Raw genomic sequence first — 16,760 nt, forward strand, 5'->3', positions numbered from 1 at the left:
ACAACCGCGTGCAATGAACGAACGCGACCGCCCACGGCCGCCGGTCGAACTCGACGCCGAACTGGCTGGGGCACTCGAGGACAGAGACGGTGAGACGCTCCGCGCCGTCGCGGAGCATGCAATCGCGCTCGCCGACTGGAAAGATTCGACTGCCGAACCACGGACCCCGGCCGAAGGAGGTGACGATGCGGCGGGTGGCTACGATGCTGCGGTGAACTCGGAGTCAGCTACGGAGGGAAATGCGCACGCGGATGCCGCCGCCCAGCGTCCTGATGCTGCGCTCGATTCCGACGAGTTCCCCGCCGGCGTTCCAGCGCGTGCGAACGTCTCGCTGGTCGAAATCGCCGGCGAGACCTACCGGTACTACCAGTGGCGGGAGGACGACGAGATCAGGTCCGAGACCGAGCGGCTCCCGGCCGAGTGAGCGGCTTAGGCCTCGCCGTAGACCGGTACCGCAGCGCCGCTCGTGACCGTCGCGCCGTCGCTGCAGAGAAAGGCCATCACGTCCGCGATGTCGCTCGGATCGACCCACGAGTCGTGATCCGCATCCGCCATCATCTCGCGGTTCATCGGGGTGTCGATCACGCTCGGCATCACGCAGTTGGCCCGGACGGTGCCGCGATTCTCCTCTGCCAGCGTCTCCGTGAGCAGGCGGATTCCGGCCTTCGTGATGCGGTACGGACCGTCACCCTCGCCGCCCTCGAGTGACGAGCGTGCGCTGATGCTGACGATCGACCCCTCAGTTTCCTGAAGGTGCGGCAGGGCATGTTTCGACGCGAGAAACGCCGTCTTCAGGTTGACATCGAGCAAGAGTTCGACATCATCGAGGGACGTTTCCTCGATGTGGTCACCGCCGCGCCAGGTCCCTGCGATATTCAGCAGGTGATCGATTCGGCCGTGGTCGTCGACGATCTGGGAGACGAGTTCAGTGACGTCGGCTTCGTCGGTCAGGTCGGCCTCGTAGAACGCGAGGGCGGCCTCGTCGGCGGGGTCGCGGTCGAGCAGGCTGTCCTCGTCGTCGGGGGCGACGACATCGACGGCACAGACGGTCGCGCCCGCTGTCCGGAATCGGTCGACGGCAGCACTGCCGAGTGCACCGCTTGCACCGGTGACGACGGCGACGGTATCCGTGAAATCGACCTCGAAGGCTGATTGTGGTGCCATGGCTGTCCCTCCAACGGCGGGGACGATCAATACCGGGGGCGATCGTCCGAAGCGCGTGATGATCGGTGCCTGCAAGCTGCACGCGACGGGCCGCTCAGGACGTGTCGATGGGCGGCAAGAGCACCTGCTCGAACCAGAAGGACGCCACTGTCTCGGCCAGCGAGTCGAACTCATCGGGGCTCGACGGCTTCGAGAGCGAGGCGTTCGCCGCGAGTTCGTAGCTCTCGCGAACGGTCGCCGGATCGTCTGCCGCCGTGAGTACGATCACGGGGAGCCGGACGAGTACCGGGTCCGCTTTGACCGTTTTGAGGAATTCGTGGCCGTCGACGGACGGCTGGTCGATATCGAGCAGGACGAGTGCCGGAAACGGGGCCGTCTCGTCCGTTTGGCGGCGCTCGAGTTCGGCGAGGCCTGCCGTTGCATCGTCGGTAACGGTGACGCAACTATCGATTGGAAGGTTTTCGAAGGCATCGCGGATGGGATGATCGTCGTTCGGATCGGCTCCGACGAGGAGGATTTCGAACGGTTCCGATCGTGGATCACTCATCGTTCAGCCACCACGGAAGGTGCAACGTTGAAACTCCACAACGATACATGCAGGGGACACGTACTGCCCTGTTCTCATGGCATCTGTTTAAACGTGGATGCTAATTGATTTGGTCGAATAACTGGCACGAACAGAAGAGTGTTCACACAGTATACGTATCCGCCGTGCCATTGGACCCCCATCACCGGAACCGGTAGCTCGCAGGGCACCAATAGCGCGGAGAACAGAACGCTAAAGTCCACCAGCCACATCACGTGGGTCGAATGCGACTGATCGCCCACCGCGGCTTCGCGTCGACGGCTCCCGAGAACACAATCGCCGCCGTCCAATCCGCTGCCGACCACGCGGACGCCGTCGAGGTCGACATCCGCCGCTGTCAATCGGGTGAACTCGTCGTCATCCACGATGCGACAGTCGAGCGGGTTATCGGTGGTGCTGTCGATACGACGACAACTACTCCCGACACTGCCACCGTCGCAACGACCCCCCTCTCAGAACTCAAAACACACACCGTCCTCGATTCCGGCGAGCGGATTCCGACGCTTGCAGAACTACTCGAGGCGCTTCCGCCGGGTCTCGAACTCCACCTCGAACTCAAGGAACGCGGCCTCGCGGCGGACGTGCTCGATGCGATCGACGGCATCGACAACCCCGTTCTCCTGACCTCGTTTCTCCCCTCGGAACTGCGAGCGATCCGCGAACGCGAGCCGAGTCAATCCATCGGCCTCCTCGTCAGCCGTCGGCTCGAAACACCCATCACGACCGCGATTGAACTCGACTGCGACGCGATCGGTGCGAGCTACTGGCGCTGTCTAACGACGCGACTCGTTTCGCGAGCGAGAACTGTCAGTCTCGAAATCCACGCATGGCCAGTCAAACAGCAACATACCGCAACGTTGCTCTCCCGGCGCGGTGTCGACTGCGTGTCCGCCGACCGTCCGATCCGTCTGCCACCGTCACGGTGAGTCAGACTGGCTGCTGTACCGATTTCCCGGCGTAACCGCGACTATCCTGCGAGTGCGCCGGAACTGATTGACAGCAGTCCGTCTCAGGCGAGCCACTCCTCCGGCTTCGTATCGTAGTCGACATCGTCGGCAGCGAGATGCTCGACCTCCTCCCAGCGGCGATCCTCGACCGTCACCTCCTCGCCGTCGTATCGCAGTAGTTTACCCTGCTCTTCGGCTTCGGGCTCCCTGTTCCGGCGCTTTGCCACCTCGATATCGTGCTCGTCGATCTCCTTGACGATGGTCAGCAGATTCACCGGCCGGCCCCACAGCTCGAAGATACGCTTGATCGTCTCCTTCGCCTTCCCGAGATCGAGCATCACGCCGTTGTACTGGTGGCCCAACAGGAGTTCGTTCGCGTTGTTGTAGTTGCCGTCGTAGACCGCGATCGTCGGCTTGCCGAAATTGGTAAACTGCAACAGGAGCTTCTTCTTGACGTCCTCGGCGGCGTCGCTCGCGACGTGGAATTGCCCCGTCGCCTTCGAGTGCTCGTAGGTGAAGTAGTTGTTCTCCGTGATGAACTCCTGCGTGAGGAACTCGTCCAGGAACGTCACGTCGTTGTGACTCTCACGCACGTCAAAGAGCCGGTCCCAGCCCGCGGTGAACTCGACGTTCGAGAGCGCTTCCTCGATGCTGTCGTAGCGGGTATCGTCGAACAGGTAGCGGCCGATCTGCTCGAGTTCGTTCTGGGTGACCCGCGAGAGGAACCCGCGGTGCTGGCGCTTGACGAGCGAGTAGTGTCGTCGGGCGAGTCCCTCGTAGGTCAGGACCTTCCAGGGGTACCGTTCAACGTCGATCTCGCCGCTCCGAGCCCGCTCGAGGGCGTCGCGGTCGATCCACTCGTCGGGCACGTCCGCGCTCTCGAGTTCGTCGAGCGTCGCCGGCGTGATCGTATCGATCACCGCGGGCGGTTCGAGGTGCTCGCGCACCTCGTCGAAGTCGACGACGTCCGAGAGATTCCGCCAGGTGATGCCCTCGACCCGAAGCAGATGCTCTAAGACCTCGCGACGGTTCGTCGTGTTCTCGACGTACTCCCACAGTTCCATGCCCAGACTGTAGGGGTTGAGTCCGCCCGAGGCGAGCACCTTCGCCATGTGGTCGGCGTAGTTCATGAACTCGTCCGCGCCGGCGAAGCCTTCGTCGGTCATCATGGTCGACTCCCAGTAGGCGGCCCAGCCCTCGTTCATCACTTTCGTCATCTTCTGGGCGGCGAAGTAGTACGCCTCGGCGCGCATCATGTCGAGGACGTCGCGTTGCCACTCGTCCATCTCGACGGCGCGTTCGGCCTCCGAATCGTACCGTTTGCCGTGCTCGCGGACGAACGCGAGGAGGTCCTTCTGTGGCTCCTCGGGGAAGGTGACGCCGCCGTCCTCGCCCGCTAAGCGTTCGAGCCACTCCTCGTCGAACACCTCGCCTTTGATCTCCTCGGAGAGTTCGAGTTCGTCCAGCTTCTCGGCCAAGTCTTCGTCGAGTTCAGCAGTTGCCGCCGGGCCGTCGACGTCGAGTCGGCGCTCGAACACCTGGTGTTGGTCGATGTTGTCTTCGAGGCTGAGGCAGTGGTCGATCCACTTCTCGACCTCGGCGCGGTCGATATCGGGATCGGACATGTAGTCGTCGATCGCCCGCGCGTGCCGTTCGAGCATGGCCGCGGCATTGACCTGTTTCTCGTCGGCGCGGCCGCTGGTGAAGAGGCCGAACCACTCGTTGTTCGCGAAGAAGTCGGAGTGGGCCTCGACGTGGGTGATGACGGCCTTCTGGTCGGCGACGGTGTTCGATTCCTGAAGGAACGCGTGGGCCGGGTTGTCGTTGTTGACGATCTCGAAGGCCTTACCGCCGCCGTACTGGCCCTGCTTTTGCTGTTTGTCGTACTGCATGCCCCACCGCCAGTGCGGATAGCGCGACTGGAAGCCGCCGTAGGCGATGAGTTCGTTCATCTCGTCGTAGTCGATGATCCAGTAGTTGACCGGGTAGGGCTCGAGCCCCAGTTTTTCGGCCAGGTTCCGGGCCTCGGTGACCGGTTCCTCGAGGTCGGTCGCGATCGCCTGTTTGCGGAATCTGTCGGCGTTGGTGTTTCGCTTACGCATGAGAATCACCGGTGTTCGCTCTGTCACTCATCGGTCTCACTCTCCGTGCTGAGGATTTCGTAGATGGCGTCGGTCACGTCGTCGGCGTCGTTGACGTATGCGATCGCCACGTCGTCGGCGTCCGTGCCGAAGTGGCGCTCGAGTTCTTCGGCGTGGGTGGCGTTGATCGCGTTCCCGCTCGGCTGGGTCTCCACGTAGGCGTGGAGGTTGGCGGGAATCTGGTCCATCATCGGGATCACCCGTTCCTCGGTGTCGTTCGAGGAGTTCTCGGAGTCCCCCGCCGCGAAGACATAGCGGTTCCAGTCGCTCCAGGGATACTCCTCCAGTAGTTCGGCGGCGAGTTCGTACGCGCTCGAGATTTTCGTGCCGCCACCGCTGCGGATGCCGAAGAAGTCGTCGCGCTCGACCTCCCAGGCCTCGGCGTCGTGGGCGATGTAGACGAACTCGGCGTTGTCGTACTTGCCCTGGAGGTACCAGTCCAGCGGCGTGAAGGTGCGTTCGACGAGTTCGCGTTTCTTCTCGCGCATCGACCCGGAAACGTCGCGGATGTTGACGACGACGACGTTCTTCTCTTTCTCCTCGATAATCTCGGGGTAACGGTAGCGTTCATCTTCACGGCGGAAGGGGACGTGTTTGATTCCCTCGCGGCGGATCTGTTGCTGGACGCTCTCGCGTTCGACGTTCGCCTCGACTTCCGCGATGGAACTCCACGTTCCCCGCTCGTCCTCGGGAACGTCGCTGTGGGCCTCTTCGATCCAGGCCATCGACACCGGCAGATTTTCGCCGCGAGCCCACTCGAAGATCTCTCGCGGCGTAATGCCCTCGACCTTACAGAGTTCGCGAAGGAAGTCCTCGTCGAAGTCCATCGCGAGTTTACGCTTGAGGCCTTCCTTGAACATCCGTTCGAAGTCGAGCGTACTGTCCGGGCCGGTGCGCGTGAGGTCGGTGAACGGCCCCTCTTTCTCCTCGACGACGCGCTTGCCCTTCGGCTCGAGGTCGAGTCCGAGTTCTTCGTCGAGTTCTTCGGCGAACTCTTCGGGGTCCATCTCGTAGTACTCGTGGTCGCCGCCCTCCCCGCCGGGTTCGCCGTCCTCGCCGTCGTCGTCGCCCGGCTGGGGCTGTGGCTGACCGACCGGTTGACCGGTGTCGGGCGTGCCGTCTTCGCCCTGGCCGACGCCGCCCTGGTCGCGCTGGTCGTACTCGAACTCGGGCAGCGAGATGATTTTGACCGGGATGTTGATCTGGTCGGGGCGGCCGCCGCCGAGGTCGCCGTACTGGATGAAGTCGGCGAGGTCTTCGCGGCGCTGTTCACCGACTTCGCGGAAGCGGTCGAGGTCGTCTCTTAGTCCCATGATTGCACCTCGGTCGTGATCTCGCGCTCGCTTACGGTCTCAGCTGTCAATCCCATCGGTAGCTCACCTGTCCCATGACGTGTCTGCTGGTCAGTTCGGCCGACGCCGCAGAGTAGTCGAACTCCGCCACCATCGTCTCGATCGTCGACTCCTTGACGGCGGCCGTCTCGGTCCCGCTTGGCGGGTCGTCCCACTGGCGCGGGTCGAAGTCCTCGAAGGTCCGGCTGACGTCGTCCCAGTCGTGGCTCTCGAGGACACTCTTGATGACCGGAATCGCTGTCAGGTCGACGTTCGCCGCCGAGAAATCCTCGTCGCGGTGCTCCCAGGCGTGGCGGTTCAGCGACGTGATCACCTTCTCCCGGCGGAAGTTCCTGACGCTCTCTCTGGGGAGATTGCCCTGGTACTCGTCCTCGGAGAACCGCCCGAGGTGCTCGATCTCGAACAGCTTCATCTTCAGCGGGTCCGGCTCGACCTCTTCGCCGCGGTCGTTGTACAGCGGCTCGTCGGTCTCCCAGGCGTAGACGTGTTCGACGTACTCGGCGACGGTCTCCTCGTCGACGCGTTTCTCGTGCATGATCGCCTCGATAACGTCCGACTCCTGCTGGTCGAAGACGTAGTTCTTGACCGGCACGACGCGGTTCTCGAACTCCGAGCGTTCGCCCGTCGAGAAGACCGGCGCGTTCGCCATCCCTTCGGCCATCGAGTTCAGCACGTCGCGCGGCATAACCACGTTCTCGACATCGAGTTCGGCGTGGTGGCGGTCCCGCTCTGTCTGGAGCAACTCCGCGAGCGTATCGCGCGTGTACGTGACCGGGATGCCGTGATCGCCGTCGTTGCCGTCGTCGTCGAAGTCGAACTCGTCTTTCTCCCGGCGCGTGTCGCCCTCCTGGAGGAATCCCTGATCGTAGATCAGCGCCTTGTCGACCAGGTCGAGCCCGTTGGGCAGGTTCTCCTCGTCCAGGCGCGTGACGACCGCGTACAGCGCCGCCGCCTCGATCGCGTGCGGGGCGAACTCGCGGGTTCGCGTGTCGCCGTCCTGGCCCTTGATCGTCGTCGTTACCGGCTCGCGGATGCGCGCTTCGAGTTCGTCGTAGCTCTCGGCCTCCCAGATTTCCGTCTCGTTCGCCAGTTCGCGGCGGATGAGTTCGGTTTCGAGCGAGAGGTTCGTCAGGTAGCCAAAGCGGTGTTTGTCGAGGCGGCGCTTGAGCGCCTTCAATGGGTCCATGCCGTTCCGGTCGGCGTGCTGGTTGAGCTGGGCCTCCAGATCGGGGTTCGAGATGATCAGCAGCTGCGTGTCGACGTCCATCCCGATCCCCTTGTCCAGTTTGACGGACTGCTCGTCGGGGACGTTCAGCAGCTTCTGGAGGAGGTCGGCGTGCTGGGCCGCGTCCTCGACGATGGTGAGGACGCCGTTGCCCTGCGACAGCACCCCGTCGTAGCTAAAGGCCTGCGGGTTCTTCCGGCCTCGCGAGTCGAGTTCCTGGAGCATCCCGTGCATCCAGGAGCCGACGAGTCGTTCCTTCGGACGGCCCTCATCCTCCGAGTGCAAGACGCCGACGCCCTGCCCGTGGTCGACGACGTAATTTTTCACGCGGAGGTGCTCGTCGTCGGCGATCGCCGAGAAGAGATCGTCGCTGCCCTCCCGACGATAGCGCTCCTCTAAGAACTCGTAGGCTTCCCGCGAGAACGGATCGAGTTCGGTGTCGATCCGGACGGGGACGTGGTCGTCGAGTTCGGCGTTCAGATCCGCGAGCAATTGCGAGCGGACCTGCTCGGGAAACACCGACAGCGGATGGGCCTGGACCGGGCTCTCGTACCAGTTCTGGTCGTCGCCGGCGGTCGGATCGACGCCGTAGCTCAGGCCGCGATCGCCCGTCTCGGCGGTGGTGACGTTCCACTCGACGGTGTAGCGTCGCCCGTCGGGCGTCTTCGAGTACTCCCGGAGGCCGTTGACGAGACACCGCTTGAGTTCCGATTTGCCCGTCGCCGTCGGGCCCTCGAACCAGATGATCTTCTCGTCCTTGCCGCGACCCGCGGCGATCGACCGGAGGTCGTCGACGAACCCGTTCAACACTTCCGTGTTGCCGAGAATCGCGTGCTCACCGTCGTTGTGCGGATCGTCGAAGAAGCGATAGCGCTCTTTCTCCTCGCCCTCTTCGACTACCGTGCGGGTCCCGGCGGCTTCGATCGCCTCGAGCAGGTACTTCGACGCGTGCGAGGCGATCGTCGGGTTCTCGAAAATCCGGTCGACGTACGCCGCGAGACTCATCGGCTCCTCGTAGGTCTCTTCGAGTTCGCGATCGGCCTCGGTGACGTAGTCGTGTCCGGTCATGTTAGTCTTCCATCTCGGCTTTGGCGACCTCCGCGCCGGCGAACTCGAGCACTTCCTTCGCGCCGCCCTCGGAGTAGCCCTGTTCCATCAGCGCGTCGATCCAGGCCGAGCGCTCGTCGTCGTCGAACTCGTTGGCCGAGACCAGCGCCGAGAAGTTGATGTTGTGCTTCTTGTCCTCCCAGAGCTTGCGTTCGAGGGCGCGGCGCAGGCGCTCGTTGTCCTGCGGGTTGAAGGCCTCGCCCTCGCGCGCCCTGCGGCTGACCCAATTGCTCACTTCCTGGCGGAAGTCCTCCTTGCGGTCTTCGGGGATGTCGAGTTTCTCCTCGACCGAGCGCAGGAACGTCTCGTCGGGTTCCTGCTCGCGTCCGGTGAGTTCGTCCTCGATCGTGTCGTCGTCGATGTAGGCCATGACGTGGTCCATGTACTTCTCGCCCTGGCGCTGGATCTCGTCGAGATCGTAGGCGAGCGCGTGGCGCACGTCCTCGATGGCGCGTTCCTTGTACTCCTCGCGGACCGTCTCGAGGTAGCGGTAGTAGGTCTCGAAGTTGTCCTCCGGAATGGAGCCGTGGTGTTCTAAGTTCTCCTCGAAGAAGTTGAACACCGTCAGCGGCGAGAGGAAGCCGCGCTGTCGGTGCTTCGAGTCCATGATCGCCTCCGCGATCTCGTCGCCGATGAACCGCGGCGAGATACCGACCATTCCCTCGCCGATTTCGGCCGTCTGCTCCGCCTCTTCGCGGAGCTTCTTGATGTCGATGTCGTCGCCCTCGTCGATTTCGCCGTTGTAGGCTTTGACCTTCGAGAGGAGGTCGACCGTCTCGGCGTCCGGCTCCTCGATCCGAGTGAGGACGCCGAACAGGCCGGCCATCTCCAGGGTGTGCGGCTCGACGTTGATGTCCGGCACGTCGGCGTTGTTCAGCATCTTCTGGTAGATCTGGGACTCGTCCTCGTAGGACAGGACGTACGGGAAGTCGATCCGCTTGGTGCGGTCGTTGAACGCCTCCATCTTCTCGTCGCCCTTCTTGTCTTTGTACTCGGGCATGTTCGTCCGGCCGACGATCACCTGGTCGATGTCGATCCGCGGGTTGTTCTTCGGCTTGATCGTCTGCTCCTGGGTCGCGTGCAGGAAGTCATAGAGGAACTCGCGCTGGAGTTTGAGCAACTCCTCGCCGGAGAAGATGCCGCGGTTCGCGTTACAGAACGCTCCCGAGTAATCGAACGCGCGCGGGTCCGACTCGCCGTAGATGGCGATCTTCGAGTAGTTAACGTCACCCGTCAGCTCCGTTTCGTCCTGGTTCTTCTTGTCCTTCGGCTCGAAGGTCTCCAGTCCCTGCCGTTTGTTCTCGTCGGCGACGAAGCGGATGATCTCGACGTGGTTCTCTAACACCTGCTGGAGGTCGTCGTTGTAGTACGCGAGCAGTTTGTCCATGTAGAACTCGCTCTCCGGATCGAGCGACTGCTCGTTTTGGATCGTGTACGGCGCATCCAGGCGCTCGTTGACATCGTCGATCACCCGCTGGCGCTGTTCGTACGGCAACAGGACCAGCGGGTCCTGGTTCATCGGCGACCGAACCGTATCGTCGGCGGGGTCCTGGTCTTTGATGACATCGCAGAGGTTCGTCCACCGGAAGGTGTACATCCGCCCCTCCTCGTGCATCGTGTAGTCCTCGAAGTACTCCCGAACCTGCTTGTCGAAGTGGGACTTCCCCGAGCCGACCGGGCCGAGCAGGAGTTTGATCCGCCGTTCCGGTCCCAGGCGTCTGGCTCCCGACTTCACCTTGTTGACGAACTCGTGGATCGACTGGTGGATCACGGTCCCGTAGAAGGTGTTCTCACCGTCGTTTAACGGGTCTTCACTGGCTAACTGGTACTCGACGACGCCTTCGGTCTCGTCGTACGTCGTCCCATAGTAGTCGAACATATCCGCAACGCGCTGATGGGCGTTCCGGGTGATCTTCGGGTCGTCGTACACCGCTTCTAGGTACCAGTCGAAAGACTTGGTCTCCCGCAGGTCCGCGGGCATCGATTCCTTGTACTCCGTGCTGAGTTGCTCGAGTGTCTCGATGTCACCGGTCATTGTATCATTGCCAGTTGTGGATCCCCGTCGGTCGTGAGCCGAGAGTCGGTCCGATCGCCAACCCTCAGCGTCGCGGCTACCCTCCGGAACGAGACGGGGGCTCTCGAAGAGGGCATACCCATGCGGGCGACAGCGGCTTTCTCTGTCATGTGTGAACTCCCACCATTCACCGATGGCCGGTGACCACGTCTGGAAGCGTGGGCAACGTACCAGGGTGGGCGTGGGGTGAATCGGTCCAACGGACGGATACCGATAGTATTTAATGAGTGAGTAATCCAGGTACTTAACGTTGGCCCCAAAAGGTATTTATTAGGAGATTATTACGGGAGATATATGCCACTATTCTCTACAGACGAATGGTATCGTGGACCACAGTTCGTGCCGAGCGACGTAAATGGCCGGCCTGCATTGCCGTGGTCCACTCGCGCGCGCTCCGGTACCGGACCTGATATGTCTACGGATATCAACAGTCGGGTTCGTTGCAGTAACTGAAACGCTACTCAGCGCTCGGCGACGACGGAGATTTAGGGACAGTCCTCCTACCTTCACTATGACCGATCTCGCAGCACTCCCCGATTCCTGGGACATCTGGGCCGAGGGCGAGGACGGCCGCCTCGTCCTGGCGTACCGTCCCGATATCTTCAACGGCAACGACCTCCCCGCCCCCTGTCTCCCGACGCTGTATCTCACCCACGGCAAGCGCACGCGTCGCCCCGGCCAAAATCCAACCGACACAACCGGCCGAAACGACTGGTACGTTACCCTTTATCTCGAACCCGAGATCACCCTCGACGGCGGTACCCAATTTTCAACGCGATCCGACGCGCTCTCTGCCGCGCTCGAACTCGCCCGGCAGTTCGACGCGGGCGAAATCGATTATAGAGACTGCTATCAGGTCCCGCGCGAACAGTACTTCGCGCGACTCGACGAGTTCACTGGACGCGAATCAGTTGGCGAGAGCGGGGGAGGGTGAGGGAGAGGGTGAGACGCGTTCAGCGATCGATCCAGACGGCGGGACGTGAGGCTTAACCGCGAGTGGTGAGTTATCTCTACTATGTCTACTGTCACGCTCGTCGGCTCCCGGCTCGCCGAACCGGGAACCGAGTTCATCTACCAGGGCGAGGCCGACGGCTGTGCCGGCTGTCCGTACCGGAGCCAGTGTCTCAACCTCTCGACGGGGACGACCTATCGCATCACGTCCGTTCGCGAGAACGCACAGACGCTCGAATGTGCGATGCACGACGGCGGCGTCCGCGCCGTGGAAGTCGAACCCGTCCCCGTGCGCGCGAACATTCCGACGAAGGGGGCGTTCGCCGGGAGCAAGGCGAGTCTCGCCGGCCCCTGTCCGTACGTCGAGTGCCCGAGCCACGAGTTCTGCGAGCCCGACGGTGCCGACTTCGACGAGGAGTACCGGATCAGCGAGATGCTCGGCGACCCGCCACACGACGATTGTCACCTCGACCGATCGCTACAGCTCGTTGAACTCGAACAAGAGGACTGAACGCCGTTGCTGCCGTCCGATTAGTTCTGTTCGTGCGCCGACTCGTCCTCGAGCCAGGTACCGGCCCAGCACTCGATTTCGTCGAAGACGGGTTCGAGGGATTCGCCCTTGTCGGTGAGGCTGTAATAGGTCGCGATCGGGGCGTCCTCCTCGATGCGGCGCTCGACGAAGCCGGTCTCGCCGAGATCGTCGAGGACGCGCGAGAGCGTTCGCGCGTTCGCGCCGGTCGAGCGCTTGAGTTCGTTGAACCGCTGTTCGCCCGAGAGCAGTTCGTGGAGGACGGCCAGTCGCCACTGGGAGCCGATCTGTTCGAGCGATTCGATGACTGAGCAGGCACCGGCGTCGGTTTCGCGGGTATCGATCTGCTGGGAAGACATTCGATTGACAGTCCCTACAGCGTGGAGTACTATAGCAGTTCGGAAACGAACTAGCTAACGTGGCGTTATCGCTGTCCGGCCGAGTTCGCGAGTCTCCGCAGACCGGCGCTGGCCGAGTTCAGCGCGCACATCGGCTGGAACCGGCCGAGTTTTGCTGCGTAGTGGCACCGCGACCGTCACACCTCCCGGAGAATCGTCCCAACAGGACAGTTATGTACCACTAGCAACAGGTATCGGATGTGAAGACTGATACCACGCGACGGGGTGTCCTCGCCGGGGTGTTGGCCGCCGGTGTTGGCGGGCTCACGTTGACGTCCGCCCGGGAGTTACTCGATCAGTTCGCACCGCTCTCGGGCGACGCCTGGGACGCAGCGAATCGGTCACTCCCGGACACAGTCGAGAGTCCCTACGGCGAGGCCAGCGTCCGCTACGACGAGTTCGGCGTGCCGACGGTCGCGGCCGACGACGAGGCGGCGGCGTATTTCGCCGTCGGGTACACGCAGGCGTTCGATCGGCTCTTCCAGCTCGACCTCCAGCGGCGGGTCATGCGCGGACAGGTTTCCGAACTCGTCGGCGAGTCGACCGTCGAGGACGACGCGTTTCACATCGCGATGGACTTCGCGGGAGCGGCCGAGGCGACCTGGGACCACGTTGCCGAGACGCCGGCCGGGCCGCTGATCGAGGCCTACGCGGACGGCGTCAACGCGGTGATCGGAGACGGGCAGCTCCCCCTCGAGTTCGAACTGCTCGGGGCCGAGCCGGAGCCGTGGACGCCAGTCGATTCGATGCTGATGGAGAAACAGATCTCGTGGGATCTAACCGGGAATTTCGCCGAGTTGCGGCAGGCGCTGCTCGCGGATCGACTCGGCGAGGAGACCACGGCTGAACTCTATCCGGAGCGGCTGGATCACGACGTGCCGATTCTTCGGGACGCAGTTGAGGGGGAGCGACTGAGTGAAGATGCAGACGAACGCAGTGACGGCGAGACGGGGCGCGAAAACGGAGCCGGAGCGGCGACCGACAACGGAACCGAAGGCGAAGACGCGAACGCTGTGGGCCGATTACGGCAGTCCGAGACCGAGACCGGTACTGACGTTGATACTGATACGGGTACTGCTGCCGAGCACACTGCCGCCGTCGGCCCGGCGCTTCTGAACTGGCTTTCGAAATTCGAATCGCCGCCGGGCGTCGGTTCGAACAGCTGGGTCGTCTCCGGCGAGCACACCAAGAGCGGAACCCCGATCGTCGCCTACGACCCGCATCTCACCCTGATGACGCCGCCGCTCTGGTACGAGCAACACGTCGAGACGCCCAAGGTCTCGATTCGCGGTGTGACCTTTCCCGGCGTCCCGTTCGTCATCGCCGGAGCCAACGATAGCGGCGTCTGGTCGTTCACCAACGTCGGCGCGGACGTACTCGACTGCTACGAGTACGAGTTCGACGAGGCAGGCGAGCGCTACCGCTACGAGGATGAGTGGCGCGAGTTCGAGACCGAGGAACGCGAACTCGCCGTCGCGGGCGGCGAGAACCGCACGATAACGGTCAGGAAGACGGTTCACGGGCCGGTCCTCGAGCGCGAGGGCCAGACCGTCGGCGTCGCCTGGACCGGCCACACGGCGACCCGGACGACCGAGGCGATCTACGAGTTCGGTCGGAGCGGCGGCCTCGACGACGTGCTCGAGTCGACCCGAAAGTTCGACCTGCCGACGCAGAACCTCGTCTACGCGGACGCCGAGGGGCGGACGATGTACTACGCGACGGGCAAGCTCCCGATTCGGGAGGTCGACGGCGAGGCGGTGGCCGGAAACCGGATTTTCGACGGCTCCGCGGGCGAGGGGGAGTGGGACGGCTTCACTCCCTTCGGCGAGTCCTCCTGGGATGGATTCGTCCCCTTCGAGGAGAAACCCCACGTCATCGACCCCGATGTACTCGCGACGGCGAACCAGCGCGTGACCGACGACCCCACCCACTACGTCGGGACCGCCTACGCCACCCCCTACCGCGGGCGGCGGATCTACGACCGACTCGACGAGCGCGTCGACGGCGGCGAACCGACCGATCTCGACTTCCACCGCGACCTCCAGGACGACGTGTACGACGGCCGGGCGGCCCAACTCGTTCCCGACCTTCTCGACGCCGTTCGAACGAGCGAGACGAGCGGGCTCGTGGACGCCCGCGATGCCCTCGAATCGTGGGACTACCGTATGGACCGCGACTCCCGCGGTGCGCTCGTCTTCGCCCGCTGGTTCGAACACTACCGGCGAGAACTCTTCGAACCCGCGTTCGACGACGCGGGACTGGACGACTCGTACTACCCGAACGATTGGGTTGTGGCGACGCTCCCCGCCGACAGCCAATTCTTCGCCGAGCGCTCGCGGGCCGAGACGATGGTCGCCGCACTCGAGACCGCGCGAGACGAACTCGACGAAGCGGGCTGGGACACGTACGGCGACTGGAACTCGACGCGGGCGATCGAGCATCCGTTCAGCGTCGAAGCGCCGTTTCTGGACTACGAGACGCGGCCGGTCGACGGGTCGCGGGCGACGGTCAAAAACTACCGCGTCGACTCGGCCGTCGGCTCGAGCTGGCGGATGGTCGTCGAACCCGGCGGCGACGCGACGGCGATTCTCCCCGGCGGGAACTCGGGCGACTACTTCTCCGAGCACTACGACGACCAGTTCGACCGGTGGCGAAACGGCGAGCAGAAAGCGATGGATCGGACGGTCGATGGCGGCGAGGTGGACGTCTCGTTCGTGGAGGACGGCTCATGAACGGCGACTCGACCGACGGCGACCGCGCCGAGCTGGAACCGACGGCGGTTGCCGACGCCGATGACGATACCGACACCGCCACCAACACCAGCACCAGCACCGACACCGACACCGATGCCGGCACCGCTGATGGGAACCGATCGCCCGTCGCTGAACTCGGGCGTCGGCTTGCGGTCGTAAGAGCCGATCCGCGCCAGCGCGCCGTCGCGCTCGTCCTGACGACCGTCATCGGGCTCGCGCTCGCGTGGCTCCACTGGTTCGGACTCGTACTCGCGGGCGCGCTCGTGGGTCTCGTCTCCGCGAACCTGTGGCGCGCGCTCGCCGCCGCGGCCGGCTTCGGGCTGGTCGCCCTCGGAGTCTTCGTGATCAGCCTGGGCGGCGCGACCGCGACTGTTCTCGAGATGCGGCCGGTCGTCTATCTCACCGTCGGCAGTGCGATCGGGCTGCCGGTGCTCGGCTCGTTGGTTCGAGGAATCGTCTAACGCGAACTCCGACTCTCGGGACGACGATCGGCGACGGTCGCAGCCCCGACCCGGACAGAACTGTTTTCTTCCCGCTCGTCGAGCCTTGCACATGGAGTACACGACGCTTGGAAACACCGGCATGGAGGTCAGCCGCCTCTGTCTCGGCTGCATGAGCTTCGGGTCGAGCGACTGGCGCGAGTGGGTCCTCGAAGCGGAGGAAAGCACCGAAATCATCGAGCGCGCCATCGACCTCGGGATCAACTTCTTCGATACGGCCAACATGTACTCGCGGGGCGAATCCGAGCGCATCCTGGGCGACGCACTCGCCGAGTTCGACTACCGGGATGCGGCCGTCGTCGCGACGAAGACCTACTTCCAGATGCGCGACGACGGCCCGAACTCGGGCGGGCTCTCGCGAAAGGCGATCGAACAGGAACTCGCCGCCAGCCGCGAGCGCCTCGGCGTGGACGCGATCGACCTCTACCAGATCCACCGCTGGGACGACGACACGCCGATCGAAACGACCATGCGCGCGCTCGACGACGCCGTCCGCCGCGGCCACGTTCGGTACGTCGGTGCCTCCTCGATGTGGGCCCACCAGTTCGCCGAGTCGCTGTACGCGAGCGACCGACTCGGACTCGACCGGTTCGTCACGATGCAGAACCACTACAACCTCGTCTACCGCGAGGAAGAACGCGAGATGCTGCCGCTCTGTGCGAAAGAAAACGTCGGCGTCCTCCCCTGGTCGCCGCTCGCCCGCGGCTACCTCACGCGTCCCCACGAGAACATCGACGCGACGACGCGCGGCAAGACAGAAGAATACCTGTACGACCACCCCTACCGCGAGGGCGGCGGCCCCGAAATCAACGCCCGCGTCGCCGAACTCGCCGCCGAAAAGGGCGTCACGATGGCACAGATTTCCCTTGCCTGGCTGCTCCACAAGGACTGGGTCGACGCACCGATCATCGGCACGACCAGCGTCGAACACTTAGAGCAGGCCGTCGAAGCGCTCGATATCTCGCTGTCGGCGTCCGACATGGCCTATCTCGAGGAGCCGTACGAACCGGTTCCCGTGTCGGGCCACTCGTAG

General features: G+C 63.7%; 14 protein-coding genes. 7 read left to right on the plus strand and 7 right to left on the minus strand.

All coding sequences use genetic code 11. The annotated features are described in order from the left end of the window. The first annotated feature begins 13 nt into the window (after window positions 1-13). Window positions 14-424, plus strand: coding sequence for a hypothetical protein (locus SM755_RS04450; protein WP_323171607.1), 411 nt, complete (start codon window positions 14-16; stop codon window positions 422-424). A gap of 5 nt (window positions 425-429) precedes the next feature. Here SM755_RS04450 and SM755_RS04455 read toward each other — a convergent pair whose 3' ends face one another. Further along, complete coding sequence (locus tag SM755_RS04455; RefSeq protein ID WP_323171608.1) at window positions 430-1,164, minus strand: SDR family oxidoreductase; 735 nt, start codon at window positions 1,162-1,164, stop codon at window positions 430-432. Between the two features lie 94 nt (window positions 1,165-1,258). Further along, window positions 1,259-1,711, minus strand: a complete 453-nt coding sequence (locus SM755_RS04460; RefSeq protein ID WP_323171609.1) for a response regulator — start codon at window positions 1,709-1,711, stop codon at window positions 1,259-1,261. A gap of 263 nt (window positions 1,712-1,974) precedes the next feature. Here SM755_RS04460 and SM755_RS04465 point away from each other — a divergent pair, with 263 nt between their 5' ends. Further along, window positions 1,975-2,676, plus strand: a complete 702-nt coding sequence (locus tag SM755_RS04465) for a glycerophosphodiester phosphodiesterase (protein WP_323171610.1) — start codon at window positions 1,975-1,977, stop codon at window positions 2,674-2,676. Between the two features lie 83 nt (window positions 2,677-2,759). Here SM755_RS04465 and SM755_RS04470 read toward each other — a convergent pair whose 3' ends face one another. From SM755_RS04470 to SM755_RS04485, 4 genes are read right to left on the minus strand one after another with little or no spacing between them, the layout of a single operon-like run. After that, window positions 2,760-4,799, minus strand: a complete 2,040-nt coding sequence (locus SM755_RS04470; protein WP_323171611.1) for a SpoVR family protein — start codon at window positions 4,797-4,799, stop codon at window positions 2,760-2,762. A 23-nt stretch (window positions 4,800-4,822) separates the two neighbouring features. After that, window positions 4,823-6,151, minus strand: a complete 1,329-nt coding sequence (locus SM755_RS04475; RefSeq protein ID WP_323171612.1) for a YeaH/YhbH family protein — start codon at window positions 6,149-6,151, stop codon at window positions 4,823-4,825. 46 nt (window positions 6,152-6,197) lie between these two features. Beyond that, complete coding sequence (locus tag SM755_RS04480) at window positions 6,198-8,483, minus strand: kinase anchor protein (RefSeq protein ID WP_323171613.1); 2,286 nt, start codon at window positions 8,481-8,483, stop codon at window positions 6,198-6,200. A 1-nt stretch (window position 8,484) separates the two neighbouring features. Beyond that, entirely contained in the window at window positions 8,485-10,557 is a 2,073-nt protein-coding gene (locus SM755_RS04485; protein WP_323171614.1) for a serine protein kinase PrkA, read from the minus strand. A 550-nt stretch (window positions 10,558-11,107) separates the two neighbouring features. On the opposite strand from SM755_RS04485, the gene SM755_RS04490 reads away from it, so the two are divergent. Both SM755_RS04490 and SM755_RS04495 read left to right on the plus strand, forming a co-directional pair. Beyond that, window positions 11,108-11,530 carry a DUF5820 family protein gene (locus tag SM755_RS04490; protein WP_323171615.1) on the plus strand — a complete coding sequence of 141 codons (423 nt, stop codon included), beginning with the start codon at window positions 11,108-11,110 and terminating at the stop codon, window positions 11,528-11,530. An 81-nt stretch (window positions 11,531-11,611) separates the two neighbouring features. Further along, the gene (locus SM755_RS04495) at window positions 11,612-12,058 is read left to right on the plus strand and encodes a UPF0179 family protein (protein ID WP_006663968.1); all 447 of its coding nucleotides are present in this window, start codon (window positions 11,612-11,614) and stop codon (window positions 12,056-12,058) included. Between the two features lie 20 nt (window positions 12,059-12,078). Here SM755_RS04495 and SM755_RS04500 read toward each other — a convergent pair whose 3' ends face one another. Continuing rightward, complete coding sequence (locus SM755_RS04500) at window positions 12,079-12,435, minus strand: helix-turn-helix domain-containing protein (RefSeq protein WP_323171616.1); 357 nt, start codon at window positions 12,433-12,435, stop codon at window positions 12,079-12,081. A gap of 239 nt (window positions 12,436-12,674) precedes the next feature. On the opposite strand from SM755_RS04500, the gene SM755_RS04505 reads away from it, so the two are divergent. From SM755_RS04505 to SM755_RS04515, 3 genes are all read left to right on the plus strand, one after another. After that, window positions 12,675-15,206: a penicillin acylase family protein gene (locus tag SM755_RS04505; RefSeq protein ID WP_323171617.1), complete on the plus strand. Its 2,532-nt coding sequence runs from the start codon at window positions 12,675-12,677 to the stop codon at window positions 15,204-15,206. Beyond that, complete coding sequence (locus tag SM755_RS04510) at window positions 15,203-15,688, plus strand: hypothetical protein (protein ID WP_323171618.1); 486 nt, start codon at window positions 15,203-15,205, stop codon at window positions 15,686-15,688. The genes SM755_RS04505 and SM755_RS04510 overlap by 4 nt, the downstream gene beginning before the upstream one ends. A gap of 91 nt (window positions 15,689-15,779) precedes the next feature. Next, a complete protein-coding gene (locus tag SM755_RS04515; RefSeq protein WP_323171619.1) occupies window positions 15,780-16,760 on the plus strand; it encodes an aldo/keto reductase in 981 nt (326 codons plus the stop codon).

Source organism: Natrialba sp. PRR66 (genome assembly GCF_034808065.1).
Taxonomy (GTDB): Archaea; Halobacteriota; Halobacteria; order Halobacteriales; family Natrialbaceae; genus Natrialba; species Natrialba aegyptia.

What these genes read in the sequence shown, in the direction of transcription:
- SM755_RS04450 (WP_323171607.1), top strand. Translation starts at nt 14, where the DNA reads ATGAACGAACGCGACCGCCCACGGCCGCCGGTCGAACTCGACGCCGAA.
- SM755_RS04455 (WP_323171608.1), bottom strand. Translation starts at nt 1,164, where the DNA reads ATGGCACCACAATCAGCCTTCGAGGTCGATTTCACGGATACCGTCGCC.
- SM755_RS04460 (WP_323171609.1), bottom strand. Translation starts at nt 1,711, where the DNA reads ATGAGTGATCCACGATCGGAACCGTTCGAAATCCTCCTCGTCGGAGCC.
- SM755_RS04465 (WP_323171610.1), top strand. Translation starts at nt 1,975, where the DNA reads ATGCGACTGATCGCCCACCGCGGCTTCGCGTCGACGGCTCCCGAGAAC.
- SM755_RS04470 (WP_323171611.1), bottom strand. Translation starts at nt 4,799, where the DNA reads ATGCGTAAGCGAAACACCAACGCCGACAGATTCCGCAAACAGGCGATC.
- SM755_RS04475 (WP_323171612.1), bottom strand. Translation starts at nt 6,151, where the DNA reads ATGGGACTAAGAGACGACCTCGACCGCTTCCGCGAAGTCGGTGAACAG.
- SM755_RS04480 (WP_323171613.1), bottom strand. Translation starts at nt 8,483, where the DNA reads ATGACCGGACACGACTACGTCACCGAGGCCGATCGCGAACTCGAAGAG.
- SM755_RS04485 (WP_323171614.1), bottom strand. Translation starts at nt 10,557, where the DNA reads ATGACCGGTGACATCGAGACACTCGAGCAACTCAGCACGGAGTACAAG.
- SM755_RS04490 (WP_323171615.1), top strand. Translation starts at nt 11,108, where the DNA reads ATGACCGATCTCGCAGCACTCCCCGATTCCTGGGACATCTGGGCCGAG.
- SM755_RS04495 (WP_006663968.1), top strand. Translation starts at nt 11,612, where the DNA reads ATGTCTACTGTCACGCTCGTCGGCTCCCGGCTCGCCGAACCGGGAACC.
- SM755_RS04500 (WP_323171616.1), bottom strand. Translation starts at nt 12,435, where the DNA reads ATGTCTTCCCAGCAGATCGATACCCGCGAAACCGACGCCGGTGCCTGC.
- SM755_RS04510 (WP_323171618.1), top strand. Translation starts at nt 15,203, where the DNA reads ATGAACGGCGACTCGACCGACGGCGACCGCGCCGAGCTGGAACCGACG.
- SM755_RS04515 (WP_323171619.1), top strand. Translation starts at nt 15,780, where the DNA reads ATGGAGTACACGACGCTTGGAAACACCGGCATGGAGGTCAGCCGCCTC.